Genomic DNA, 24,640 nt, shown 5'->3' with positions numbered 1-24,640 from the left:
CTCTGAACCATGGAAACACCCGAGGCCGCACCGACCACCGGTCGGCTGCGGGCGTACGAATATCTCCGCGACAACATCCTCACCGATCCCGACCGGCACGGCACCTTTCTCAACGAACAGGAGCTCGCCAGCGAGATCGGGGTGTCGCGGACGCCGGTGCGGGAGGCGCTGCTGCTGCTGGTCGCCGACGACCTGGTGGAGCTGATCCCGCAGCGCGGGGCGTACATCCCCAAGGTCGGGCCGCGTGAGGTGAGTGACCTGTTCGAGGTCCGCCGGGTGGTGGAGAAGCACGCGGCCAGCATCACCATCGACGAGAGCACCGTCCCGGGTCGGGCGATGGGAGACCTGCTCGGGCGTCAGCAGGAGCTGGAGGTCGACGACCAGGCGTCGTTCAAGGAGTTCATCACCCTGGACCGGGACTTCCACCAGGCCCTGGTCGATGCGGCCGGCAACCGGCTTTTCGCCTCCCTGTACGCCAAACTGCGGGCCCGGCAGATGCTGGTCGGCATCGAGGCGGTGCTCTGGCATCCGAACCGGATGGCGTCGGTGTGTGCCGAGCACCAGGCGATTCTGGACGCGCTGATCGACGGCGACCTGCCCGCTGCGCACCGGGCGATCGATGATCATCTGAGCACCACCCGCGGGCTGGTCCGCGAGCGCGCCGCCCGCCACCCGTTCAGCGGACATTCTCGGTGACCAGGGCGTCGTCGGCGTCGTCGACGACGGCCCGGCCCATCGCGAGTCCGATGATGGTGATCACGCAGGCCACCGCGATGTAGACCGCGATCAGCCAGGAATTGTTGTACTGCTTCATGAAGAAGGCGAACGCCGTCGGTGCCAGCCCGCCGGCGAAGATGCCGGCGAAGGTGTAGGCCAGCGAGGAACCGGTGTAGCGCAACCGGGCATGGAACTGCTCGGCGATGTGGGCCGCCTGCGGGGCGTACATGAACGAGTGGCAGAGCAACCCGACGACCACGCCGAACAGGGCCAGCGGGAAGCTGCGGGTGGTCTGCATGGCGATGAAGACGAAGGCCCAGATGCCGCCGAGCACCGCGGCCACGCCGTAGAGCACGCGGCGGTCGATCCGGTCGGAAAGCCAACCGGCGAAGGGCATCGTGACGATCTGCAGGGCGCCGGCGGTCATCGTGCAGGTGAGCGCCTGGGTGTTGGTGAGCCGGTTCGGGCCGGTCTGCAACCAGGTGATCACATAGACCGCGAAGAAGGCGTAGAGCACGTCCGGGCCGAAGCGGGTGAAGATCGCACCGAGCAGTGCCCGGGTCTGGGTGGTGAGCACCTCGGTGACCGGCGCCTTGGGCGGTTCGCCCTGTTCGACGAGCTTCTGGAAGACCGGGGTCTCCTCGAGCTTGTGCCGGATCCACAGCCCGAAACCGACCAGCACCAGCGACAGGCAGAACGCCACCCGCCAACCCCAGCTGAGGAAGGCCTGCGGTGACATCGAAGCGGTCATGATGATCAGCAGCAGGTTGGCGGCCACCGAACCGATCGGTACGCCGGTCTGGGCGGCCGAGGCCCACAGCCCGCGGGTGCCGGGTCGGGCGAACTCGCTGGACAGCAGCACCGCGCCGCCCCACTCGCCACCCACGCCGACACCCTGCAGGAAGCGCATCAGCACCAGCAGGATCGGCGCCCAGATGCCCACCTGGGCATAGGTCGGCAGGATGCCGATCGCGAAGGTGGCGACGCCGATCAGCAGCAGTGTCCAGACCAGCACCTTCTTGCGGCCGATCACATCACCGAGCCGGCCGAAGAAGATGCCGCCGATCGGGCGAGCGACGTACCCGGCGCCATAGGTGAGGAAGGCCTTGATGGTGTCCATCGCCGGATCCGAGCCCTCGAAGAAGAGCCGGCTGAACACGGTGCCGGTGACGGCGCCGAAGAGCGCGAAGTCGTACCACTCCAGGGAGGTGCCGGAGAGGCTGGCGGCGAATGCCTTGCGCAGATTCCGCCGTTCCTCGGCGGTCTGCGGTGGCAGCGCGGTGCTGCTTTCGGCCATGGGGACTCCCTCGTCTCGATACTAGCTGTATACATTAGGCATACCTAGTGGGGATTGAACAGCCTTGCATCGGTCCGTAGCCAACTCGTCACCTCGGAGGTACGCCCGCATGACCACCCTCAGCTTCACGCTCCCGGATGGATCGACCCGCCGGGTCGAGGTCCGGCGTACCCTCAACGCCGGCTATGCCGGCCGGGACACCGCAGCGGTGCAGGCACACATCGACGAACTGGCCGAACTCGGCGTACCCGGACCCTCGACGGTGCCGACCCTCTATCCGATCTCGCCCTATCTCGCCCAGCAGGTCGACCTGGTCGAGGTGCAGCACGCCCGCACCTCGGGGGAGGCCGAGTGGGCGCTGGTGATCGCCGACGACGGGGAGGTGCTGCTCACCGCCGCCTGCGACCACACCGACCGGGCACTCGAGGTGCACGGTGTCGCCTGGTCGAAGAACGCCAGCCCCGACGTGCTGGCCGACCGGGCCTGGTCCCTGCGGGACGTGCGGGACCACCTGGACCAGATCAGTCTGCGCGCCTGGGTGACCCATGGCGAGGGCTCGGAGGAGCTGATCTCCGACGGCAGCTGCGCGGACCTGCTGACCCCCGACCACTGGCTCGGGGTGCTCGCCGAGCGGGGCCTGGCCGAACCGGGCACGGTGCTGATGTCGGGCACCGTGCTGATGATCGAGGGAGTGGACCAGTTCGCCGACCGCTGGCGGGTCGAGCTCGCCGACCCGGTCACCGGTGGGACCATCGAGGTGGCCTACGCCATCCGGGTGCTGCCGGAGCCGATCGAGTGAGGCTCAGGCCGCGGCCGTCCGCCGCCGCGCATCGCTGAGCGCGATGGCGGCGAGCAGCACCACCAGCAGCACCGAGAATCCGATCATCACCGTGCTGGCAGGGAATTCGACGGCGGCCAGCCCGATGCCCAGGGCGGGTACGATCAGGCCGAGATAGCCGATCAGGAAGAGCCCGGCCAGCGCCTCGCCGCGGCGTTCGGGGGTCGACATCGCGATCACCTTGCCGACGGCGTCCTTGAACAGCACGCCCGCCCCGGCGCCGCTGAGGACGCCCCCGATCAGGAAGAACGCCAGGCTGGCCAGCAGCATCCCGGTCACCAGGGCCGCCAGCCCGACCAGTTGCAGCAGCAGGCCGAGTGGGCGGCGCGCGGTCTCGCGGAGCCGGCCGGTGCCGGTCTGCGCGATCGCCGCGGCGCCGAAGACCGCGAAGACGATCACCCCGGCCAGCGCCCGGGACGGACGGTGCAGGTCACCGGCGACGAAACCCGGCGCGACCGAGGTGAACAGGCCGAACACCGAGAAGGCCGCGATCGCCGCGGCGGCGGCCGCCAGGTATCCGGCCCGGTCCCCGTGGTCGATGCTGACCCGCTGCGGGCGATAGCGGCGCTGCAGCTGCACCGACACGGTTTCCGGGGTGAGTGCGATGCCGACGATCGAGACCAGCAGCAGCGCGGCGAAGACCAGATACTGGGTGCGCAGCGGGACCGGCAGCCACTGCGCGAGGATGCCGGCGACCAGAGTGCCCGCGCCGAGACCGCCGATGTTCGCCGCGGTCGAGACGATCTGGAACCGCTGGGGAGAGGCGTGCGGGCGGTGTGCGGAGTGCAGTTCGTGCAGGTGGGCGGTCGCCGTGGCGGTCAGCATGCCGACCCCGAGGCCGGTGATGATCCGGGCGACGATGAGCGCCGGAAGTGCTGTGCTGGTGAGAAAGATCAGTGCGGCGATGAGTTCCAGCCCGAGCGCCGGGACCAGGATCCGCTTGCGGCCCACCCAGTCCGAGACGTGGCCGGCCAGCAGCAGACTGATCACCACACCCACCGCATAGACAGCGAAGACCACGGTCACCATGAAGGTGGAGAAGCCGTCGGCCTGCATGTAGAGCGGATAGAGCGGCGTCGGCACGGTCGAGAACGCCATCCCGACCAGGAAGGCGAAGGTGACGAACCAGAAGCCCCGGCCGTGCCGGGCGGAATCGGTTCGACTGCTGGCGATCTGATCAAGGGTGCTGGCGGACAACGGGGTGACCTTTCGGGCGCGCGTACTGCTTCAGGAACCACTCTGCGGCATGCAACTCAGCAAATCCAACGAACAAATCTGCTAGAAATGATCACTGATTCAGATAGGTGGTGGCAGGTGGAGCTGCGGCAGCTGGAGCACTTCCTGGCAGTGGCGGAGGAACTGAGCTTCACCCGGGCCGCGCAGCGGTTGCATGTGGTGCAGTCCGGGGTCTCCGCCTCGATCAAGAACCTGGAACGCGACCTGGGGGTCCTGCTGCTCGACCGCAGCGCCCGGCAGGTGCGGTTGACCGAGGCCGGGACGCGGTTCATGGCCGAGGCGTACGCCGTCCTCGATGCCGCCCAGCAGGCCCGCGAGGCGGCCGCCGGGGACGAGGGCGAGCTGACCGGGACCCTGCGGCTGGGCACGATGACCGCGATCCGGTTGATCGATGTGCCCGCGATCCTGGGGGAGTACCACCGTCGCCATCCGCAGGTGCAGGTGCTGATGAGCGCCGCCGCCTCCGGTTCACAGGGGTTGCTGACCGCGCTGCACGAGCGACGCATCGATCTGGCCTTCCTGTCCACCCGCGGCGCGCCACCGGGGATCCGGCGGATCAAGGTGGCCGAGTCGGTGCTCCGGTTGGTGGTGCCGGCCGGTGACGAGTTGGCCGGCCGCGACCGGATCGAGCTGGGGGAGCTCGCCGGCCGCGACTTCATCGACGGACCCGAGGGGTACGGCACCCGCGCGGTCACCGATGCCGCATTCGCCGAGGCCGGCGTGCAGCGTCGGGTGACCCTCGAGATCGCCGATCTGTCCACCGGCCTGGACTATGTGCGGCACGGGCTCGGGATCGCGCTGCTGCCGGACTATCTGCTCTCCGGTGATCTACCGGCCGGGGTCGTCGTGGTGCCGGTGGGCGGACAGGCCGATCTCGACTGGCCGGTGTTCCTGGCGGTGCGCGAGGACCGTACGCCGAGCGCGGCGGCCCGGGCGCTGGTCGAGTTGGTCGGCCAGTGGCGTGACCGACGCGAGTGATGCGGTGTGCTCCCGTCCGGGGGCGATAGCGTGGCCGATGTGTCGAACGAGTGCGTGGAACGGGGTCGGCTGCGACTGCGCACCCCGGTGCTGACCGACCTGGATCGGTTCCACGAGATCTATGCCGATCGCCCGCTCGATGCGGACACGATCACCGCGGCCCTGCACTAGGGGTGCGAGGTCTGGAAGTAGTGCTCGACCCCGGTCCGCAGAGCCTCGACGAGCTTCGGCAGCAGCGGGTTGGTGTTGGAGCGGCGCCAGACCACCCCCACCCGACGCGACGGCAGCGGCGTACGCGTCGCGACGATGACCACATCACGTTCGGGCAGCAGCCCCAGCGCCGGCACCACCGCCACCCCCAGACCGGCACCGACCAGGGCCCGCATCACATCGAAATCGTCGGTACGGTGGGCGATCCGCGGCTCGAAACCGTGCGCGGAGCACAACCGCTGCAGCACCGGTGACTGCTGGCTGGCCACCCAGGTCTCCTCGGCCAGCTCCTCGATCCCCACCGCGTCCCGTCCCGCGAACCGATGGGTGGCCGGCACCAGCAAGGAGCGGGTCTCGGTCATCAACTTCAACCGGTCCAGGCTTTCCGGGACCTCCGGGGTGCCCAGATCGTTCTCGAACACCACCCCCAGGTCCAGCACTCCCTCGGTGACCATCGTCAGGATCTCCTCCAGGCTGCCCTGATCGAAGGAGACGATCGCATCCGGATGCTCGGCTGTGAAGCGCGCCAGTGCGACCGGGATGAGTTGGCGGCTCGCGGTCGGGAATCCGCCGAGCCGGATCTCGCCACGGTCTCCGGCGGCGATCGAGATCGCGTCCCGCTCGACCGCCATCAAGGTGGCGAGCGCATTCGCGGTGGAGTCGTGCAGATAGCGCGCCGACCACGTCGGCTGGATGCCCCGTGGCAGCCGTTCGAACAGTGCCAATCCGGTGGACTTCTCCAGTGCCGCGATGTGCTGCGAAACCGCCTGGGTGGTGTAACCCAGCGACTGGGCGGCAGCGGAGAACGTGCCGTGTTCGAGCACGGCGGCGAGCGTCCGCAGGTGGATCGGGTTCAGCATCGAGCCCTCGGTGATTCCTCGGTGTCCATCAGCAAATGATTGACAGTTTATGAACAGATCGCTGAGACCCGGAGCATGGCCAAGCGACGGGGGTGTTGGCCACCATTGGCCGAAACGCTCGACGAGGAGGGCACCATGATCTGTCAATCCACGCGGTCTCGTTGGTCAAGGGCGACGGCACCCAGGGCGGTGGCCGTCGCCGCCGCCCTCAGCCTGGTCGCGCTGAGTGCCTGCACCGAGGGCCCGGCGCCGAGCTCGGGCGGTGACACGGGAGCCCAGCCGGGCGGTGCCAACACCACCGGGGTCGATCTGAACACGCTCACCGTCGACCAGGCCGCGGCGGACAAACTGCCGGAGCGGGTGAAGCAGGCCAAGAAGGTCACCGTGGTGATGAACGTGTCCAGTGCACCGACCAAGTTCCGCGCCGAGGACAACACCACCATCGTCGGGTTGAACCCGGACATCGCCCAGGCCCTGGGCAAGCTGCTCGGTGTCGAGGTGACGATCTCCGATGTCCAGTTCGACGGCATCATCCCGGGCCTGCAGTCGAAGCGGTACGACATGGCGGTCTCCTCGATGGCCCCGAGTGCCGAACGCATCAAGGTGCTCGACATGGTCCGCTACGGCGCCTGGGGGACGTCGCTGGCGGTCCAGCAGGGCAACGCGAAGGCGCTCACCACCAAGAACCTGTGCGGCGCCTCGGTCGCCGTCCAGCAGGGATCGATCCAGCACACCCAGCGGCTGCCCGAACTGTCCGACGGATGCACCAAGGAGGGCAAGCCGGCGATCAACCAGGTGGTGCTGCCGGACCAGACCGCGGCGATCCTGCAGCTGACCACCGGACGTATCGACGCGGTGCTCGCCGATTCACCGATCCTCGCCTGGGCAGCGAAACAGCGGCCCGGCACCATCGAACTGGTCGATGAGATGAACAAGGGTGCGGTCGACATCGCACTGCCCAAGGACTCCGATCTGACACCGGCCGTTCAGGCGGCGATGCAGACCCTGATCCAGCGTCCCGAATACCAGCAGATCTACGCCAAGTGGGGGATGGACAACGCGGTGGTGACCGAGGCGGTCAAGGAAACGGGCAGCGCGTGATGTCCACCGTGGAATCGGCCACCCGGTCCGCGACCCCGGAGGAGGAACTGCAGATCGTCCCGCGGCGCAGCACCGGCACCATCATCGGTGCGGTCGTGGTGGCGCTGCTGGGCGCCTGGCTGCTGTGGATCCTGGCCACCAACCCACGCTTCGAGTGGGGTGTGGTCCGGCACTACTTCACCCACAAGGCGATCGCCCGGGGTGCGCTGCTCACGCTCGAACTGACGGTCATCTCGATGGTGCTCGGCGTGCTGCTCGGCGTCGTCCTGGCGGTGATGCGGATGACCCGGAATCCGCTGGTCTCCGGGGCGGCCGGTCTCTACATCTGGTTCTTCCGCGGTACGCCGCTGCTGATCCAGTTGATCTTCTGGTTCAACCTGGCCGCCCTGTTCCCGGTGATCACCATCGGGATCCCGTTCGGTCCGACGTTCTACAGCGGCAGCGCGAATGCGTTCATCACCCCGCTCAGCGCCGCCCTGCTGGGGCTGACGCTGAACGAGGCGGCGTACATGGCCGAGATCGTCCGCGGCGGTCTGCTCGGCGTCGACCGCGGGCAGACCGAGGCGGCCCAGGCGCTCGGGCTGGGCCGTGGTCGGATCCTGGGGCGGATCGTGCTGCCGCAGGCGATGCGGGTGATCATCCCGCCGACCGGCAACCAGGCGATCTCGATGCTGAAGAACACCTCGCTGGTCTCGGTGCTCGGCGTCGGGGATCTGTTGCACAGCGCGCAGATCGTCTACTCCCGCACCTATCAGACGATCCCGCTGCTGATCGTGGCCTCGCTGTGGTACCTGGTCTTCACCACCGTGCTCGGCATCGGCCAGCACTACATCGAACGACACTTCGGCCGCGGCAGCACCACCCTGGTCGCCCGGACCCGGAAACGCAGGAATCGAAGCGTGGAAGGAAAGGCGCGATGACCCCGCTGGTGACGGTCCGTGGCGTGCACAAATCGTTCGGGCCGCTGGAGGTGCTCAAGGGCATCGACTTCGAGGTGTCCGCCGGCCAGGTGTGCTGCCTGATCGGTCCGAGCGGATCCGGCAAGTCGACGATCCTGCGCTGCATCAACCACCTGGAGAAGATCGACGCCGGCCGGATCACCGTCAATGGCGAGGTGGTCGGCTATCGCCGGCGCGGTGACAAGCTGTACGAGATGACCGAATCCGACGCCGCCCGGCAGCGTACCGAGATCGGCATGGTGTTCCAGCGGTTCAACCTGTTCCCGCACATGACGGTCGGGGAGAACGTGGCCTATGCGCCGACCGTGCTCGGCCGGGAGACCCGCCGCAGCGGTGCGGCGCTGACGACCGAGCTGCTGGAGCGGGTCGGGCTGGCGGACAAGGCCGATTCCTATCCTGCTTCGCTTTCCGGCGGACAACAGCAGCGGGTGGCGATCGCGCGGGCGCTGGCGATGAAGCCCAAGGTGATGCTCTTCGATGAGCCGACCTCGGCGCTCGATCCGGAGCTGGTCGGGGAGGTGCTCGATGTGATGCGTGGCCTCGCCGAGGCCGGGATGACGATGATCGTGGTCACCCACGAGATGGGTTTCGCCCGCGAGGTCGGCGACTCGCTGCTGTTCATGGACGAGGGGATGGTCGTCGAACAGGGGCACCCGCGTGAGGTGCTCACCGCCCCGCAGCACGAACGCACCCGTTCTTTCCTGGCCAAGGTGCTCTGATGGGTTTCGACGCCGAGGTCGCGGTGATCGGCTGCGGCACGGTCGGCAGCATGACGCTGTGGCAGCTGGCGGACCGCGGGATCGACGTGGTCGGGTTCGAGGCGTACGCCCCCGGCCACGATCGCGGTGCGGCCGGCGGGGAGACCCGGCTCTTCCGGATGGCGTACGCCGAGGGGAGCGCGTTCGCCGGTCTGCTCAGCGAGGCCCGGGAACTGTGGCGTGAGCTGGAGCGGGTGTCCGGGGCATCGCTGCTGCAGCAGATCGGCGGGCTGTCGATCGGCGACCCGGCCGGGGCCTACCTGCGGGGGCTGCTGGATTCGGCCCGGGCCTCCCGGATCGAGGTCGAATCGGTCGGCGCCGACGAGGCGCAACGGCGCTGGCCGCAGCATGCCCTGCTGCCCGGTGAGATCGTCGTGCACGATCCGTCGGCGGGATTCGTCCGCTCGGATCTGGCGGTCGTGGTCGCCACCGACCGGGCCAGACAGCAGGGGGCGCGGGTGCAGCGGTACGCACCGGTGCAGGACTTCACCGCCGACGAGCAGGGGGTGAGCATCCGCACCCGGGACGGTGTCTGGCGGGTGCGTACCGCGGTGATCACCGCTGGCTCCTGGAGCGCGCATTTCCTGCCCGGGTTGGAGCTCGCGCCCCGCCGGGTGCCACTGTCCTGGTTCTCGCCGCTGGACCCGGGTCTGTGGGGGCCGGACCGGTTCCCGGTCTTCATCCGGGAGAGCGAGGGGGTGCATCTCTATGGCGCCCCGGCCGTGGACGGGGGCGCGGTGAAGGTGGCGGGCGCGGTCCGAGCCCGCGACATCACCGATCCGGACGCGGTGCAACGGCGCCACGACACCTGGGAGACCGAGGTGATGGTCGATGCGGTCACCCGGTTCCTGCCCGGGCTGCGCCCGGACCCGATCCGTGCCGACGCCTACACCGACCTCTACACCCCCGATGCGATGCCGGTGGTCGGCCCGGTACCGGGGTTGCCGGGGGTGTTCTGCGCGACCGGTTTCTCGGGCAAGGGGTTCAAGATGGCACCGGCCATCGGGAACGCGGTCGCCGAGCTGGTCACCGGCGGCCGGGCGAGGCTTCCGGAGTCGTTCGCTCCGACTTCCCGGCACCGCCGCGGGGCATCAGCAGCACCGCCCCGATAGCGATCGCGGCCGCGACAGTGGTGCCGAGGAACACGGTCCGGGCCGCGGTGCTGATCTGTTCGGGGGTGAACATGCCCGGCTGGATGCCGGTCGATCCCACCGGGACCGCCAGGGCCGCATTGGCCAGCGCGCCGGCCATCGCCGCCCCGAGGGCGCTGCCCAGGGACCGGGCGAACATGTTGGCGCCGGTGGCCACCCCGCGGCGTTCCCAGGGGACCGCGGACTGCAGGGCGACCATCGTCGAGGGGGCCAGCAGACCCAGGCCGATACCGGTGACGAAGCAGGATGCCGCGACCTGCCAGATCGAGCTGGTGGCGGTCAGCAGCAGCAGCGACGCCGACCCGGCGGTCACCACGAGCGCGCCGACCAGGGCGGTGGCCCGGAAACCGATCCGCAGATAGAGCCGGCCGGCGTTGGCGGCCGCCACCGGCCAGCCCATGGTGAGCGCGGCCAGCGCCAGCCCGGCGACCAGGGCCGAGGTGCGCAGTGCGGACTGGCCGTAGAGAGGGATGTAGGTGGTCAGCGAGATCAGCACCACCCCGACCAGCAGCGCGGCCAGATTGGCTGGGCCCTGGGTGCGTTCGCCGAGCACCCACCCCGGCAGGATCGGTTCCGCCGCGCGTCGTTCCACGATGACCGCCGCCAGCAGGGCGACGGCCGCGCCGCCCAGCACCAGGCCGCTCTCCCAGGAGACCCAGCTCCACCGCGTACCACCCTCCAGCAGCGCCAGCACCAGCAGCGCGCTGCCGATCGCCAGCAACCCCGCGCCGGCGTAGTCGATCCGGTGCCGGGTCGGGGTGACGTTCTCGTGGAATCGCCGGATCAGCACGATCGCGGCCGCGGCGCCCAGCGGGATGTTGATCCAGAAGATCCAGCGCCAGCCCGCGTAGTCGGCGAAGAAGCCGCCGAGCGTCGGCCCGATCACCGACGCGGCCGCCCACACCCCGGCCAGATAACCCTGCACCTTGGCCCGTTCGGCGACGGTGTAGATGTCGCCGATGATCGTCATCCCGATCGGCTGCACGGCCCCGGCACCCAGCCCCTGGATCGCGCGGAAGGCGATCAGCGCCGTCATGTTCCAGGCCGAACCGCACAGGATCGAACCGAGGACGAACATGCCGACGCCGAAGAGCATCACCTTCTTGCGCCCGACCAGGTCGGCGATCTTGCCGTAGATCGGCACCGCGACCGCCTGCCCGAGCAGATAGACCGAGAACAGCCACGGGAACTGGGTGAACCCACCCAGGTCGCCGACGATCGCGTTCACCGCGGTCGCCAGGATGGTGGCGTCGATGGCGACCAGGCCGGTGCTGAGCATCACCGCCAGCAGGACCGGTCCGCGTTCGGAGCGCAGACCGACGCCGGCTCGGGTCACCGCTTCATCTGTCACCGCTGATCATCTCGCACCGCCTCATCTTGGCAGAGGACGGTGACCGGGCACCGTACGGGCGAGCAGTGGGATCGACAGCACCGCCAGCGCGATGGCGAGTGCGGGAACCAGCAGGCCCCGCCCGATCAGCAGACCGCCGACCCAGGTGCCGAGTGCGATCCCGGCCTGGTAGGCGACCACGTATGCCGAGGAGGTGAGGTCACCGCCCGGTCCGGCGACCCGGATCACCGCGGCCTGCAGCACCACCGGAGCCGCGGCGATGCTGCCCGCCCAGAGCACGGCCGTGACCGCGACCACCGCGGGAGCCTCGGCGAGCAGGCCGGGTTGCAGGACACCGACCAGGAGCAGGGTGAGCACGCTGGTTCGCCACGGTCGTTCGTCGATCCACCGGCCGGCGAGCCAGACCGCGGCCAGGCTGCCGATACCGCAGCCGGTGAGCAATGCCGCGTACCCTGCCCGCTCGATATCCACTCGGGCGGCGAAGACGCTCAGGTAGGGGTAGCTCAGATACAGCGCGGTGACCACCAACAGGGTCCCGCCGGTGATCGCGACGGTGCCCTGCGTTCCCGCCCGGTCCGCCCGATTGGCCGGCGGTGGGTCGGCGGGGCCCCGCTCCGCGCGACCCGGTGGTAGTTGGCGCCAGAGTGTTGCGGCCAGCACCACCGCCGCGATCGCCACCGCCCCAGTCACCGGACGCCAACCGAGCTGCTGACTGGCCAAGGTCGCGATCGGTACGCCGGCCAGCAGGGCAAGGCTGGTGCCGAGGAAGACCCGGGACGATGCCCACGCCTGCCGGCCCGGCTCGACCAACTCGGCCGCCACCAGCGGCGCCAGTCCCCAGACCGGCACGTGCACCAGCGCGATCCCGGCCCGAGCCGCCGCGGCGACGGCCAGGGTCGGGGCGGCGGCGAGCACCAGCTGACCGGCTGCCAACCAGACCAGCGCGGCGCAGAGCACGGTGCGCCGGGGCAGTCGGCGGGTCAGCAGGGTGAGGGGGATGCCGAAGACCCCGGCGACCAGTGCGTAACCGGAGATCAGCGCACCCACCTGGGCCGGGGTGGCGTCCAGATCGGCCTGCAGCTGGGGCAGCTGCCCGACCGGCAGCAGTTCGGCCACCAGGAAGACGAAGACGACCCCGGCCAGGGCGGCGAGTGCCCGGCCGGGCGTACCGTCTCTCTCCGAGGTCACAACCGGTGCTTCGCCAGGAACGCGCTGATCTGCGCGGCCCAGGTCGGCGTCTCCGCGGGGGTGAAGATGTGCCCCGCCTCCGGCAGCTCGACGTATTCGGCGCCGGGGATCAGCTCGGCCAGTCGCCGGGTGGAGCTCGGCAGCACGGTCCGGTCCTGGCCGGCGCCGATGACCAACGTCGGTACGCCGATCGCTGCGGCCTCCTGGCGCACGTCGACGGTGCGGACGAGCTCCATCTGCGGGATCAGGGCCGACCCACCGACCTGCAGATCTGCCACGGTGGCAGCGATCGCGCGCGCCGCGGCGTCCGCATCGAGGGTCGCGAGTTGGGCGGGGGTGCCGACGCTGAGCAGCATCACCCGGGCCAGGTCGTGCCAGCGTTCGGCCCGGGCGAGGTCGGCGAACAAGGTGGCGAAGTTCGCACCCTGGACGTCGATCTCGGCCATCCCGACGGTCAGGATCAACCCGCTGACCCGCTCCGGATGCCGGGCTGCCGCGGTGATGGCGACCGTGGTGCCGAGTGAGAGGCCGAGGATCGGGAAGCGGTCGTTGCCGGCCCGGAGCTGGGCCTCGACCAACTCGTCGGCCAACCCGGCCAGCGTCAACGGGGTGGCCGCGGGCGGTCGGGATCCGCTGCCGGGATAGTCGCGACCGGTCAGCGTACGCCCCGGCAGGTGCGCCGCGAGTTCGGCGAAGTTGGCCTCGATGCCGCCGCCCGCACCGTGGGCGAGCGCGAGGACCGGGCCGGAACCGAAGCTGTGCAAGGAATAATCACTCATGGCGTCGACGCTAGGCATTGACATGGGTGACAAGGTCAAGGCCGATGTGAGCAACGCCACGGCAACGATGACGATCGGTCGACTCGCCGAGGCGACCGGAGCCTCGGCCCGATCGCTGCGCCACTACGAGGCCAACGGGTTGATCAGCGCGGAGCGGGACAGCAGTGACTACCGCCGCTATCGGACCGGGACCATCGAACGGGTGCAGCGGATCCGGCGGCTGCTGGGCGCCGGTTTCAATCTCGCCGAGGTCGCGATCCTGCTGCCCTGCATGGACGAGGACCCGGCGCGGATCGACATCTGCCCGCAGGTCGCCGGCGTGGTGCACGAGAAGCTTGACGCCTTGCTCAGCCAGTCCCGCGAGATCGCCCAGCAGCGCGACCAGATCCGTGCACTGATCGCCTAACTCACCTAGACCAGGAAGCGGTAGAACGGGCTCGTCGGGTCGACCTGTTCGACGGTCATCGGGGAGCGTTCCATCCGCTCCAGCAGGCCGTCCAGATCATCCGGGTTGCCGAGCTCGATGCCGACCAGCGCCGGCCCGGTCTCCCGGTTGGAGCGCTTCACGTACTCGAACAGCGCGATGTCGTCGTCCGGGCCGAGCACCTCGTCGAGGAAGCGGCGCAGCGCGCCGGGCTCCTGCGGGAAGTTCACCAGGAAGTAGTGCTTGCGGCCTTCCCAGACCAGCGACCGCTCGACGATCTCCGAATAGCGGGAGACGTCGTTGTTGCCACCGGAGAGGATCGCCACCACGCTCTGCCCGTCGCCGATGGTGAGCTGGCGGCCCAGGCTGGCTGCGGCGAGTGCGCCGGCTGGCTCGGCGATGATGCCGTCGGTCTGGTAGAGCTCCAGCATCTCCGAACAGATCTGGCCCTCCGGCACCGCGACCGGCTCCGGCTGGTGAGCCAGTGCGAGTGCGGTGGTCAGATCCCCGGCCCGGCGCACCGCTGCGCCGTCGACGAAGGTCTCGATGTGGTCCAGGGTGACCGGGGCGCCGTGCGCCATCGCCGCCGCCAGATTGGCCGCGCCGGCCGGTTCGACCGCGACGATCCGGGTGTCGGGGTGGTGTTCGGCGAACCAGACCAGACAGCCGCCGAGCATCCCGCCGCCACCGACCGGCACCACCAGCACGTCCGGTGCGTGGCCGAGTTGATCGACCACCTCGGCGGCCAGCGTGCCCTGGCCGGCGACGGTGCGCGGGTCGTCGAAGGCCGGCACCATCGTCGCGCCGGACTCCCAGACCTCGGTGTACGCCCCCTGCGCGGCCTCGTCGTAGGTGTCACCGGTCACCACCAGTTCGACATGGGCCCCGCCCAGTTGCCGCATCCGGTCCCGCTTCTGCCGCGGGGTGGTGGAGGGGACGAAGATCCGGGCCCTGATGCCGAGCCGGGCGCAGGCGTACGCCACCCCCTGGCCGTGGTTGCCGGCGGAGGCGCAGACCACCCCGGCCTGCCGCTCGGCCGTCGAGAGCTGGGAGATCAGGTTGTAGGCGCCGCGGATCTTGTAGGAGCGGACCGGTTGCAGGTCCTCCCGCTTCAGCCAGACGTTGGCGCCGGTGCGCAGCGACAGCCGCAGATTGCGCTGCAGCGGGGTCTCGGTGATCACGCCGCGCAGCCGGGTGCAGGCGTCGGAGATATCGGCCGCGGTGACGTCGTTCTGCTTCATTCGGGTCATTGTGCCGTCGTCGGACGACCTCAGGGCTGCTGTGCCACCAGATAGAACCGGTCGGTCTCCGGTTCCATGCCGGCCAGCGGGCCGCGCAGATACCACTCCTCGATCTCCAGGCCGGCCTGTTCGGCGGCCCGCTTGATCTCCTCGGGGTCGTGCAGCACGAAATCGAGCGAGACGGCCCGGTCGAGATACTCCTCGGTGTGCCGGACCTCGGCCCCGGCATGCAGCGCGACCGCGATCCGGCCACCGCGGGCCAGGATCCGGGCCAGGGCGGCGAACCAGGGCGCCAGCTCGGAGCCGGACAGGTGCACCGCGGCGTACCAGGCGACGATCGTGCCCCAGGCCGCCGCGTTCGGCGGTCGGAGCAGCCGGTTGAAGTCGGCGACCTCGAACCGCAGGTCGGGATGGTTCTCGCGGGCGACCCGGATCATCTCGGGGGAGAGGTCGAACCCGGTGACCTCGGCGCCGGCGTCGGCGAGCACGCGGGTGGTCTGGCCCGGGCCGGTGCCGATGTCGGCGATCGGGCCGGTGGACTCGGCAGCCAGCCGGGTGAGCAGCCAGCGGTCGAACGGTTTGCCGGCGAGTTCGTCGCCGAAGCGTTCCGCGTACGCCTCGGCGAGCGCGTCGTAGCTTTCGCGGACCCGTTCGTCGCGGGCCTGGGAGCCGTCGGCGAGGACCTGATCCCGGTCCACCGCCGCGGCGGCCGGAGTGGGTTCCGCGATGCCCTCGACCGGGCCCAACAGATGCACCCAACGCGGGTCGCGGTGACCGGGGAGCCGCTCCAGCTCGCGGGTCAGCGGGGTGTCCCGCTCGGCCAGCCGGCGCAGCACCTGGTCGGCGGATTCCTTGTCCGGGAACGGAAAGAGCCGGTCGGTGCGCGTCTTGAGTTCGCCGGCGGACTGCGGGCCGCGGAGCAGCAGCACGGTGATCAGCGCGCGCTCGTCGTCGGCGAGTTCGAGCTGCTCGTCGAGCCGTTGGTGGTACTTCAGCGCGCGGGACCCCTTGCCGGCCCAGACGAAGCGGACCAGCTCGCGGTCCTTGAGACCACGCAGGCAGATGTCGAGCTGCTGGTCGTCGTAGTCGCTGACCGGCTCCCTGCTGGAGGTCTGATTGCAGGCGGTGCGCAGCGCGTTCAGCGACAGCGGATAGCTCGCGGGAACCGTCTTCTGCTTCTCCAGCAGGGACCCCAGCACCCGTTGTTCGATCGCATCCAGCTCGATCTCGGCCACGACGCTCAGCGTACTGTCTGTTGTCGGCCCGCGCCCGCGCCCGCGCGCCCGATCGCGATCCAGCGAACCCAAAGTGCATTCAGCGAGCCCTCTAGGGCTAGGGATATGTACTTAAGATTCGCTGGATCGCGGGGGCTGTGTTGTGGCCGACCCGCTTCAGTCCGTGCCGGTACCGCGGCGGCGTTCGGTCGGCGGGTCGGCCCAGCCGAGCAGATCGGGCTGCTCGCGGGCGAGCTCGTCGCGTTCGGGCAGGGCCTTGCGGCGCTTCGCGCCGCGGCCGATCATCGGCTCGACCCGCGCGGCGTCCTCCACCAGCTCAGGGGCGGCGATGTCGCGGGTGGACTCGTCGACGCTCTGCGGTGCGGTCAGCTCGGCGTCGGTGACCTTGAGGTCACGGAAGCGGCGGGCGGTGACCAGCACCCGGGCCTCCAGCGAACCGACGGTCGAGTTGTACGCCCCCACCGCGGCCTTCAGCGAGCGGCCCACCTTGTCCAAGTGGCCCCCCATCGCCGCCAGCCGGTCGTGCAGTTCCCGGCCCAGGGTGAACACCTCGGCGGCCGACTCGGCCAGCGCAGCCTGCTTCCAGCCATAGGCGACCGCGCGCAGCATCGCGATCAGCGTGTTCGGCGTCGCCACCACCACATCGCGCGCCGCGGCGTACTCGTGCAGGTCGGGCAGCTGCTCGAGCGCGGAGAACAGGAACTGCTCATTCGGCAGGAACATCACCACGAACTCGGGCGTACCGGTGTCGGCCTTCCAGTATTCCTTGCGGGACAGCTGATCCACGTGGGTCTTCACGTTGCGGCCGAACAGCGTGAGCTTCTCGGCGCGCAGCCGCTCGTCCTCGGTCTCGTGCGCCTCCAGGAAGGCGCTCAGCGGCACCTTGGCGTCGACATAGAGGAACTTGCCGTCGGACAGGTTGACGCGCATGTCGGGGCGGATCGCCCGGTCGGCGGAGGTGGTGGTGCTGGCCTGCTCGTCGAAATCGCAGCGCTCGACCATCCCGGCGTACTCCGCGACCCGACGCAGCTGTAGCTCACCCCAGGCGCCACGCACCTGCGGCTTGCGCAGCGCGGTCGCCAGCGCATGGGTCTCCCGGCGCAGGTGCTCACCGGTCGCCTGCACCGCGGTCACCTGGTTGCGCAGATCGGTGGCCATCGCCACCCGATCCTTCTCCACCGCGTTGAGTCGCTCGGCGAACTTCGTCATCAGCTCGGTCAGCGGGTCGATGATGGCCCGGGTCTTCTCGTCGGTGGCCTTGCCCTGCCGCTCCAGGGTCTCCCCGGAGAGCACCTTGAACTGGTTGGCCAGCGCCTCCCGGTCCTCGGCGAGCCGTTGGGCGCGTTCCCGGGCGGCATCCCGCTCGGCGCGGGCCGCGGCCAGCTGGGAGGACACCTCGGCGGCCTCCGACTGGGCCTGGGCGGTCTCGGCGCGGGCCTCGGCGACCTGACCGCGCACCTCCGCGGCGTTCGCCTCCAGTCGGTGCAGCTGGGCCCGCAGGGTGGCGGTCTCGGTGCGCGCATCAGCGGCCTGGGCGCGGGCATCGGCGGCCTCGGCCCGGGAGGTGGCGGCGATCGTGCGGTCCTCGGCGGCGGCCGCGGAGGCGCGGGCGCGCAGCGCGAACCAGGCCCCGGCGGCGCCGAGCGCGAGGCCGATGACCAGCATCAGGACGGCGGTGATCTCCATGTCTTCGATCCTGCACGAGGGGTCTGACAGTTTCCGCCAGGCGCTCCGTCGGGTCCCGGATCGCCACCGGATCGCCGGGCGATCGGGCGTACTGACGCCACACGCCGGTCGATGGTTTGATGACACCATGCCGCACGCCGACTCCCAGAAACACGTCGCCGACCTGGCCGCCTTCGTGGTGGCCTCCCCGAGTTCGTTCCACGCCGCCGCCGAACTGGCCCGGGCGCTCCGCGAGGCCGGTTTCACCGAGCAGCTCGAGACCGAGGACTGGGACGCCTCCCCGGGCGGCCATTTCCTGGTCCGCGACGGCGCGCTGGTCGCCTGGTGGGTGCCGCAGATCGCTGGGCCGCGCTCGGGATTCCGGATCGTCGGTTCGCACACCGATTCGCCGACCTTCAAGCTCAAGCCTGACCCCACCTACGGTGCCGCGGGCTGGCAGCAGGTCGGTGTCGAGGTCTATGGCGGCCCGCTGATCGCCTCCTGGACCGACCGGGAGCTCGGCATCGCCGGCCGGATCGTCACCCCGCGCGGGGAGCGGGTACTGGTCAAGACCGATGCGGTGATGCGGATCCCGCAGCTCGCCATCCATCTCAACCGCGGGGTGAACGACGAGGGGCTGAAGCTGGACAAGCAGTTCCAGACCCAGCCGGTGTTCAGCGTCCGGCGCCCGGATCTGCAGGTGCTCGACCTGGTCACCGACTTCGCCGACGACGTCCGTTTCCCCGACGGCCTCACTTCCGATGACGTCGCCGGTCATGACCTGGTCGCCTTCGACACCGCGAAGCCCAAGCTCTTCGGCGCCGACGACTCGTTCCTGGCCTGCGGGCGGTTGGACAACCTGTCCAGCGTGCACGCCTCGCTGATCGCCATGCTGAACACCGACGACACCGGCGGCGACATCGCGGTGCTGGCGGCCTTCGACCACGAGGAGGTCGGTTCGGGAACCCGGTCCGGTGCCTGCGGACCGCTGCTGGAGGACGTGCTGGTGCGCACCGCGACCGCGCTCGGCGCGACCCCCGATGAGTATCGGCAGATGCTGCAACGCTCCTCCTGCGTATCCGCCGATGCCGGGCACGCGGTGCATCCGAACTATGTCGGCCATCACGACCCGGTGCATCGGCCGCTGCTGAACGAGGGTCCGCTGCTGAAGATCAACGCCAACCAGCGGTACGCCTCCGATGCGGTGGGGGAGACGCTGTGGCGGCGGGCCTGCGCGGTGGCCGGGGTGCCGGTGCAGCAGTTCGTGTCCAACAACCAGGTGCCGTGCGGGTCGACGATCGGCCCGCTGACCGCGACCCGGCTCGGGATCACCACCGTCGATGTCGGGGTACCGCTGCTCAGCATGCACTCGGTCCGCGAGATGGCCGGCGTCGATGACCTCTACTTCCTCACCCGTGCCCTGCAGGCCTACTGGGCGGGCGCCTGACCCGGCCGGTGCGAGAGCTGGTCGGGCAGAAAATCGATTGGCGGCGACCCGGCCGGCTGACAGGCTGACCGGGTGAGTGATGTGCAGATCGTTCGAGCCCCCGACGCGCCGACCCCTGGCTGGACCACCGGGCTGAAGGAGTTCGTCGCGCTCTCCGACCGGTCGCACCAGACGCGGCTCGGGTCTGTGGATTATCAGTTCCGGGCCTCGGAATGGGCGGCGATGTGGGTCGCCCGGGAGCAGACCGACCAGTTGCTCTGGCTGGCCGTGGCGGACGGCCGCGTGGTCGCGGCGATGCAGTTCGGCCTGCCCCTGCAGGACAATCTGCGGTTGGCCGACGGCTGGCTGATCCTCGACCCGGAGTACGCGGAGCGGGCGTCGGAGTTGTTCGATGCGCTCTGGGATCAGGCCCGGGAGGAGCTGGTACGCCGGGGGCGCGGCCTGGTCTGGTTCTGGCACATCACCGCGATTCCCGACGCGGGTGAGGCGCAACTGGAGCCGCGTACCGGCTCGGGCGCGGTGATCGCCGACGAGACCGCCGATTGGCTTGCGGGCACGGGGTTCGGGCTGGAACAGGTCGAGGTGCTGGCCCGCCTGGAGGTTGACGATTCCCTTGTGGGGAAGGATTTCGCGGCGCTGACCGCGGACGCGGAGGCGGCCTCTGAGGCGTACCAGGTGAAGGGGTGGGTCGGGCCGACACCGGCCGAACTCATTCCCGCGATGACCGAACTGCGGGCCCGGATGAGCACCGATGTGCCGGCCGGTGACCTGGCGATGGAGGAGGAGAGCTGGGATGCGGACCGGATCCGGTACGCCGACGCGCTGCAGGAGCTGATGGGTCGCCGCACGTTGTGGATGGTCGCCCGGCACCGCGACTCGGGTGAGCTGGCGGCGTACACCCAGTTGTCCGTGGTCGACGAGGTCCCCGAACTCGCCTGGCAGAACGACACCCTGGTCGCCGCCGCGCACCGCGGGCACCGGCTCGGGATGCGGATCAAGCTGGCGAACCTGGCGCAGTTGCGCGAGCAGGCACCCGGGGTGCGCCGGATCCTCACCGGCAATGCCGACGAGAACGCCCACATGCGTTCCATCAACACCGCCCTCGGCTTCCGGCCGGCTGTCGTCGGCGGGGTCTGGCAGCTGGAGCTGGGAGCGGAATGACGGTGGCCGTCACCGAGATCGCCCCGCCGCTGACTGACGGCGCCCCGAACCCCGAGCTGGCCGAGGTGATCGAGCTGTGGCGGCGTTGGGGTGAGGATCGCTTCGGGCACGACGACTTCCAGCACGGGCCGACCGGGCTGGCGCATCGTCTGACCGGCACGTCGCGGGTGGCACGGCGGATGTGGGTGGTACGCGAGGGGGAGCGGGTGGTCGGCTCGCTGCAGCTCGATCTGCCGTTGGGTGAGAACGAGCATCTGGCCGATCTGGAGCCGTGCGTGGATCCGTCCGCCGATCCGGTGGCTGTGCTCGGGGCGTTGTGGGAGACGGTACGCCCGGTGCTGCGGTCCGAGCGGCGGACCGCGGTCTCGCTGTGGGTGTCGGACCCGATCATGGCTCCGGGTGCGGAGGTTGAGACGGTCGTGCCGTCCACCGGGTCCGGTGCTGTTCGGTTGGACGAGACCGCGCGCTGGCTGCTGCGGACCGGGTTCCTGCTGGACCAGGTCGAGCGCAGCGGGCTGCTGCGGATCCCCGACGGGCTCGGTGATCTGGATGCGCTGCAGGCGCAGGCCGAGCAGGCGAGCGGGGATTACGAGCTGGTGCAGTGGAGCGGGCCGACGCCGCCGGAGCTGCGTGCGGGGTTGGCGGTGCTGCGTGGCCGGATGTCGACCGACGTACCGACCGGTGACCTGCCGCGGGACGCCGAGAGCTGGGACGCCGACCGGGTCCGCGAACTCGACGATCTGCATCGCCGCGAGCGGCTCGACGACCTGTGGGCGGTCGCGGTGCACCGGGGGAGCGGTGAACCGGTCGCGCACACCTTCCTGTCGGTACCGCAGGAGAAACCGGGCCTGGCCTGGCAGGAGGACACCCTGGTCCGCCCCGATCACCGCGGCCATCGGCTCGGGTTGCTGGTGAAGACGGCAAACCTGCGCCGGCTGCGGGCCGAGCATCCGGGCGTACGCCGGGTGCGGACCTGGAATGCCGACGAGAACGCACACATGCTCGCCATCAACGACGTCCTCGGCTTCCGCCCCGACGCCATCGAGGGCCTCTGGCTGCTGACCCTCGACGCTGGCTGAGCGAGCGCCAGCGAGTCGAAGCCACCAACTCCTACGCTCATCGAGTAGGCAGCCATGCGGAGCGCAGCGGAGCAATGGCTGCCGTGTCGAGATGCGCGTAACCGGACGTGCAGTAGCCGTCGCGGTCCATGATCAAACCCAGTGGGACTGGGTTTCGGGAGGGGTGTTCTCGGGGTACTGCACGTCCGGCTACGCGCACTTCCAAGCTCGGCTAAAGTGGTCCGGCGTGGCACTCACCATCGGAATCGTCGGCCTCCCGAACGCCGGCAAGTCGACCCTGTTCAACGCGCTGACCCGCAACGACGTGCTCGCCGCGAACTATCCGTTCGCGACCATCGAGCCCAACGTCGGCGTGGTCGGCGTACCCGAACCGCGGCTGGCGAAGCTCGCCGAGATCTACTCCTCCAAGGAGATCATCCCGGCGACGGTGTCGTTCGTGGACATCGCCGGCATCGTCAAGGGCGCCTCCCAGGGCGAGGGGATGGGCAACGCGTTCCTCGCCAACATCCGCGAGGCCGACGCGATCTGCCAGGTGACCCGGGTGTTCGCCGACGCCGATGTGACCCATGTCGACGGTTCGGTCGATCCCGGCAAGGACATCGACACGATCACCACCGAGCTGATCCTGGCCGACATCCAGACCCTGGAGAAGGCGCTGCCGCGGCTGGAGAAGGAAGCCCGGATCAAGAAGGAGTCTCAGCCCAAGCTCGCCGCCTGGCAGGAGGCGCTCGAGGTGCTCAACTCCGGCAAGGGTGTGTACGCCGCAGGGCTGGACCGCGAACCGCTGAAGGAGCTGTTCCTGCTCACCGCGAAGCCGTTCCTCTACGTGTTCAACTGCGACCAGGACGAGCTCGCCAACGAGGAACTGAAGCAGCGGATGCGTGACCTGGTCGCCCCCGCCGAGGCGATCTTCCTGGACGCCAAGATCGAGGCCGAGCTCGCCGAGATGGAACCCGACGAGGCTCGGGAATTCCTTGCCGAGATGGGAATCGACGAACCCGGACTCGATGTGCTGGCCCGGGTGGGTTACGAGACGCTGGGTCTGCAGAGCTACCTCACCGCCGGCCCCAAGGAGGCCCGCGCCTGGACGATCCGCAAGGGCGCGACCGCCCCCGAGGCCGCCGGCGTGATCCACACCGATTTCCAGAAGGGCTTCATCAAGGCCGAGATCGTGCACTTCGACGACCTCGTCGCCGCTGGCTCCGAACAGGCCGCCAAGGCCGCCGGCAAGATGCGCCTGGAGGGCAAGGACTATGTGATGTCCGACGGTGACGTGGTCGAATTCAGATTTTCAAACTGACATCTGGCGGCGAGGGCACGCTCTCCGCGGTGCGTGCTGTCTTGAACTCATCCCGCTCCGAGCGGTCGACGCGGCACTGCGGCGGGTGACGTGCTGCCTCTGGGGCGCAGACGCTTCCCGTGTCGGAAATCGGCGGAGTTTCGCTTAGGAAAGCCGTCTACTTCACGCTGAGCCAGCGGGACCGACCATCAGAAACGGACCGTCCGGTGTCGGCCTCATCTGGCATCCTCTGAGGCGTGTCAACTCCGGAACAAGTGGCAGGGGAGCGCCTGTCCAAGACGGCGCTGCGGGACTTCGACCAGCCGATACCGCAGGAGGAGCGCGACTACGGCCAGTCGTCCTACCGGGTGACGCTGCTGCCGGGCGAGGCGCCGGTCCCGGTGTTGATGCGGCACGCCCTGACCCTCATCGGGATACGCCACAACGGACCCGGTGAGAAGGTGGCGTGGTGGGTATCGTTCACGTACAAGGGATACCCCTGCGAACTCGCCCACCAGAAGTTCGGCCTCCAGCTGCGCATCGGCGGCGACCTCACCAAAGAGCAGGCGGGCGAACTGCTGGGGGAGATGCGGAAGAAGTTGGTGTCGGCCGTCAAGACGGTGGAGTGTCTGCTGGCCGCGACGGCAGGTGACATCCTCAACGCCGGGAAGGTGACGGTCGTGAACCAGCACCGACAGTTGCGCAGGGCGTACGACTACTTCCGAGAGCGGGCAACCAATCCCGACGTGGTCGAGGACGTGCACGAGACCGGTGTGAGCGAGACCGGTGAGTGGTCCACGTTCTTGCTCGGCTCGAACATCATGGCGTTGAACGCGTCCCACGACCTCGTGGCTGCGATCTCGGCCTTCCTGAGTTCGCTGGAGCACGACCTCGTCCTGGCGCTGCCCTTCCTCGACTTCGACCCGAGCACGGACGACCTGACCAAGATCATCGGCGACCGCTGGGGCGAGAAGTGGCGGCGCGTGGTTGGCCACTCTGACCCGGAGGCGGCGCGCCTCCGTGGGCGCCTGGCCGAGGTAGTCGAGCGGTGGCGCAACCCCTACTCGCATGGCGGTTTCGAGAAGGGACACAGCGCCACCATCTATCTGCACACGCCCGGTCTGGGCGCTCTGCCGGTCGGCCTGACGAGCATCCGCGACAGTCCACTGTTCTCGTTCCACTCGGTGTTCGAGACGGACGTCGCAGGCATCTTCGCGCTGTTCGACGAGATCGACGCCTACCTGGCCAAGACGTTTCCCCACGCGATGGAGTGGATCGACTCCTGCCTCGACGTCCAATTTGACGCGGAGTTCAGGGCGCAGGTGGACGGCCGTCTCGCGTCCGACGGCAGCCTGAAGGGGTTGATCGACGCGCACTCCTACCGGCAGATGATGATCGACAACATGGACTATTGATAGGTGGCCCCAACCCGTGACGGTTCAGTTTGAGCGGAGATGACTTTCCGTGTCGGAACTCGGTCGAATGGAGATTCGCGCTTTAACGTCTGGGTGTTCGTAGCGGTCCGTAATCGGCGCCGTCAGCGCCGGCTTGATGACGGCGCACACCTCGCCCGTTGAAGTGCGCGCGAAGCGGCCGCTCACCGCGTACGGACGCGATTGCACCGCCTAACGGAAGACTGACGCGGATGGGGTGGACTCGTTCGTCCATCCGCATCGTGGTGCCGGA

At 69.4% G+C, this 24,640-nt stretch carries 23 protein-coding genes; 14 read left to right on the top strand and 9 right to left on the bottom strand.

Annotated elements, in window-relative coordinates; all coding sequences use genetic code 11:
- Positions 1 to 9: 9 nt before the first annotated feature.
- On the top strand, positions 10 to 696 hold the full coding sequence (locus C8D81_RS18435; RefSeq protein ID WP_094405708.1) for a GntR family transcriptional regulator: 687 nt from the start codon (positions 10 to 12) through the stop codon (positions 694 to 696).
- Here C8D81_RS18435 and C8D81_RS18430 read toward each other — a convergent pair.
- The gene (locus C8D81_RS18430; protein WP_094405709.1) at positions 677 to 2,014 is read right to left on the bottom strand and encodes an MFS transporter; all 1,338 of its coding nucleotides are present in this window, start codon (positions 2,012 to 2,014) and stop codon (positions 677 to 679) included. The two genes, C8D81_RS18435 and C8D81_RS18430, sit on opposite strands and share 20 nt — an antisense overlap.
- A 109-nt stretch (positions 2,015 to 2,123) precedes the next feature.
- Here C8D81_RS18430 and C8D81_RS18425 point away from each other — a divergent pair, with 109 nt between their 5' ends.
- Complete coding sequence (locus C8D81_RS18425; protein ID WP_094405710.1) at positions 2,124 to 2,813, top strand: DUF2848 domain-containing protein; 690 nt, start codon at positions 2,124 to 2,126, stop codon at positions 2,811 to 2,813.
- Between the two features lie 3 nt (positions 2,814 to 2,816).
- Here C8D81_RS18425 and C8D81_RS18420 read toward each other — a convergent pair whose 3' ends face one another.
- Complete coding sequence (locus C8D81_RS18420) at positions 2,817 to 4,049, bottom strand: MFS transporter (RefSeq protein WP_094405711.1); 1,233 nt, start codon at positions 4,047 to 4,049, stop codon at positions 2,817 to 2,819.
- 117 nt (positions 4,050 to 4,166) lie between these two features.
- On the opposite strand from C8D81_RS18420, the gene C8D81_RS18415 reads away from it, so the two are divergent.
- Together C8D81_RS18415 and C8D81_RS21805 are read left to right on the top strand one after the other, a co-directional pair.
- The gene (locus C8D81_RS18415; RefSeq protein ID WP_094429938.1) at positions 4,167 to 5,066 is read left to right on the top strand and encodes a LysR family transcriptional regulator; all 900 of its coding nucleotides are present in this window, start codon (positions 4,167 to 4,169) and stop codon (positions 5,064 to 5,066) included.
- 39 nt (positions 5,067 to 5,105) lie between these two features.
- Positions 5,106 to 5,237 carry a hypothetical protein gene (locus tag C8D81_RS21805; RefSeq protein WP_267489859.1) on the top strand — a complete coding sequence of 44 codons (132 nt, stop codon included), beginning with the start codon at positions 5,106 to 5,108 and terminating at the stop codon, positions 5,235 to 5,237.
- Here C8D81_RS21805 and C8D81_RS18410 read toward each other — a convergent pair.
- The gene (locus tag C8D81_RS18410) at positions 5,234 to 6,136 is read right to left on the bottom strand and encodes a LysR family transcriptional regulator (RefSeq protein ID WP_094405713.1); all 903 of its coding nucleotides are present in this window, start codon (positions 6,134 to 6,136) and stop codon (positions 5,234 to 5,236) included. The genes C8D81_RS21805 and C8D81_RS18410 overlap by 4 nt on opposite strands.
- A 189-nt stretch (positions 6,137 to 6,325) precedes the next feature.
- On the opposite strand from C8D81_RS18410, the gene C8D81_RS18405 reads away from it, so the two are divergent.
- The 4 genes from C8D81_RS18405 to solA are packed head-to-tail and all read left to right on the top strand — an operon-like array spanning position 6,326 to position 10,066.
- Positions 6,326 to 7,237, top strand: a complete 912-nt coding sequence (locus C8D81_RS18405; protein ID WP_166646889.1) for an ABC transporter substrate-binding protein — start codon at positions 6,326 to 6,328, stop codon at positions 7,235 to 7,237.
- Positions 7,237 to 8,157: an amino acid ABC transporter permease gene (locus C8D81_RS18400; protein ID WP_094356073.1), complete on the top strand. Its 921-nt coding sequence runs from the start codon at positions 7,237 to 7,239 to the stop codon at positions 8,155 to 8,157. Before C8D81_RS18405 ends, C8D81_RS18400 begins: the two co-directional genes overlap by 1 nt.
- The gene (locus C8D81_RS18395) at positions 8,154 to 8,915 is read left to right on the top strand and encodes an amino acid ABC transporter ATP-binding protein (protein WP_133626569.1); all 762 of its coding nucleotides are present in this window, start codon (positions 8,154 to 8,156) and stop codon (positions 8,913 to 8,915) included. Before C8D81_RS18400 ends, C8D81_RS18395 begins: the two co-directional genes overlap by 4 nt.
- Complete coding sequence (gene solA / locus C8D81_RS18390) at positions 8,915 to 10,066, top strand: N-methyl-L-tryptophan oxidase (RefSeq protein ID WP_094400234.1); 1,152 nt, start codon at positions 8,915 to 8,917, stop codon at positions 10,064 to 10,066. The genes C8D81_RS18395 and solA overlap by 1 nt, the downstream gene beginning before the upstream one ends.
- Here the strand turns inward: solA and C8D81_RS18385 are convergent.
- The 3 genes from C8D81_RS18385 to C8D81_RS18375 are packed head-to-tail and all read right to left on the bottom strand — an operon-like array spanning position 9,981 to position 13,423.
- Positions 9,981 to 11,456, bottom strand: a complete 1,476-nt coding sequence (locus tag C8D81_RS18385; RefSeq protein ID WP_229237984.1) for an MDR family MFS transporter — start codon at positions 11,454 to 11,456, stop codon at positions 9,981 to 9,983. The genes solA and C8D81_RS18385 overlap by 86 nt on opposite strands.
- 21 nt (positions 11,457 to 11,477) lie before the next feature.
- Positions 11,478 to 12,644 carry an MFS transporter gene (locus tag C8D81_RS18380; protein WP_166646888.1) on the bottom strand — a complete coding sequence of 389 codons (1,167 nt, stop codon included), beginning with the start codon at positions 12,642 to 12,644 and terminating at the stop codon, positions 11,478 to 11,480.
- On the bottom strand, positions 12,641 to 13,423 hold the full coding sequence (locus tag C8D81_RS18375) for an alpha/beta fold hydrolase (RefSeq protein ID WP_208109389.1): 783 nt from the start codon (positions 13,421 to 13,423) through the stop codon (positions 12,641 to 12,643). The genes C8D81_RS18380 and C8D81_RS18375 overlap by 4 nt, the downstream gene beginning before the upstream one ends.
- A gap of 22 nt (positions 13,424 to 13,445) precedes the next feature.
- On the opposite strand from C8D81_RS18375, the gene C8D81_RS18370 reads away from it, so the two are divergent.
- Positions 13,446 to 13,829 carry a MerR family transcriptional regulator gene (locus tag C8D81_RS18370; protein ID WP_166646887.1) on the top strand — a complete coding sequence of 128 codons (384 nt, stop codon included), beginning with the start codon at positions 13,446 to 13,448 and terminating at the stop codon, positions 13,827 to 13,829.
- A 5-nt stretch (positions 13,830 to 13,834) separates the two neighbouring features.
- Here C8D81_RS18370 and ilvA read toward each other — a convergent pair whose 3' ends face one another.
- From ilvA to rmuC, 3 genes are all read right to left on the bottom strand, one after another.
- A complete protein-coding gene (gene ilvA / locus C8D81_RS18365) occupies positions 13,835 to 15,088 on the bottom strand; it encodes a threonine ammonia-lyase IlvA (RefSeq protein WP_208109388.1) in 1,254 nt (417 codons plus the stop codon).
- A 29-nt stretch (positions 15,089 to 15,117) separates the two neighbouring features.
- Complete coding sequence (locus C8D81_RS18360) at positions 15,118 to 16,323, bottom strand: DUF480 domain-containing protein (RefSeq protein WP_208109387.1); 1,206 nt, start codon at positions 16,321 to 16,323, stop codon at positions 15,118 to 15,120.
- A 156-nt stretch (positions 16,324 to 16,479) separates the two neighbouring features.
- Positions 16,480 to 18,009, bottom strand: coding sequence for a DNA recombination protein RmuC (rmuC, locus tag C8D81_RS18355; protein WP_133626567.1), 1,530 nt, complete (start codon positions 18,007 to 18,009; stop codon positions 16,480 to 16,482).
- A gap of 127 nt (positions 18,010 to 18,136) precedes the next feature.
- Here rmuC and C8D81_RS18350 point away from each other — a divergent pair, with 127 nt between their 5' ends.
- The 5 genes from C8D81_RS18350 to C8D81_RS18330 all read left to right on the top strand — a co-directional run bounded on the left by C8D81_RS18350 (position 18,137) and on the right by C8D81_RS18330 (position 24,369).
- Positions 18,137 to 19,435 carry a M18 family aminopeptidase gene (locus tag C8D81_RS18350; RefSeq protein ID WP_094356080.1) on the top strand — a complete coding sequence of 433 codons (1,299 nt, stop codon included), beginning with the start codon at positions 18,137 to 18,139 and terminating at the stop codon, positions 19,433 to 19,435.
- A 72-nt stretch (positions 19,436 to 19,507) separates the two neighbouring features.
- A complete protein-coding gene (locus tag C8D81_RS18345; RefSeq protein ID WP_133626566.1) occupies positions 19,508 to 20,596 on the top strand; it encodes a GNAT family N-acetyltransferase in 1,089 nt (362 codons plus the stop codon).
- Positions 20,593 to 21,675 (top strand): GNAT family N-acetyltransferase, encoded by a 1,083-nt coding sequence (locus tag C8D81_RS18340; protein ID WP_133626565.1) that lies wholly within the window; start codon positions 20,593 to 20,595, stop codon positions 21,673 to 21,675. Before C8D81_RS18345 ends, C8D81_RS18340 begins: the two co-directional genes overlap by 4 nt.
- A gap of 226 nt (positions 21,676 to 21,901) precedes the next feature.
- Positions 21,902 to 22,975, top strand: a complete 1,074-nt coding sequence (gene ychF / locus C8D81_RS18335; RefSeq protein WP_133626564.1) for a redox-regulated ATPase YchF — start codon at positions 21,902 to 21,904, stop codon at positions 22,973 to 22,975.
- Positions 22,976 to 23,211: 236 nt separating this feature from the next.
- The gene (locus C8D81_RS18330; protein ID WP_133626563.1) at positions 23,212 to 24,369 is read left to right on the top strand and encodes a hypothetical protein; all 1,158 of its coding nucleotides are present in this window, start codon (positions 23,212 to 23,214) and stop codon (positions 24,367 to 24,369) included.
- Positions 24,370 to 24,640 lie beyond the last annotated feature (271 nt).

The sequence above is a fragment of the Enemella evansiae genome, assembly GCF_004362375.1.
Taxonomy (GTDB): domain Bacteria; phylum Actinomycetota; class Actinomycetes; order Propionibacteriales; family Propionibacteriaceae; genus Enemella; species Enemella evansiae.
Note: the sequence above shows the minus strand (reverse complement) of the source record. Positions and strands in the feature narration are given on the sequence as shown.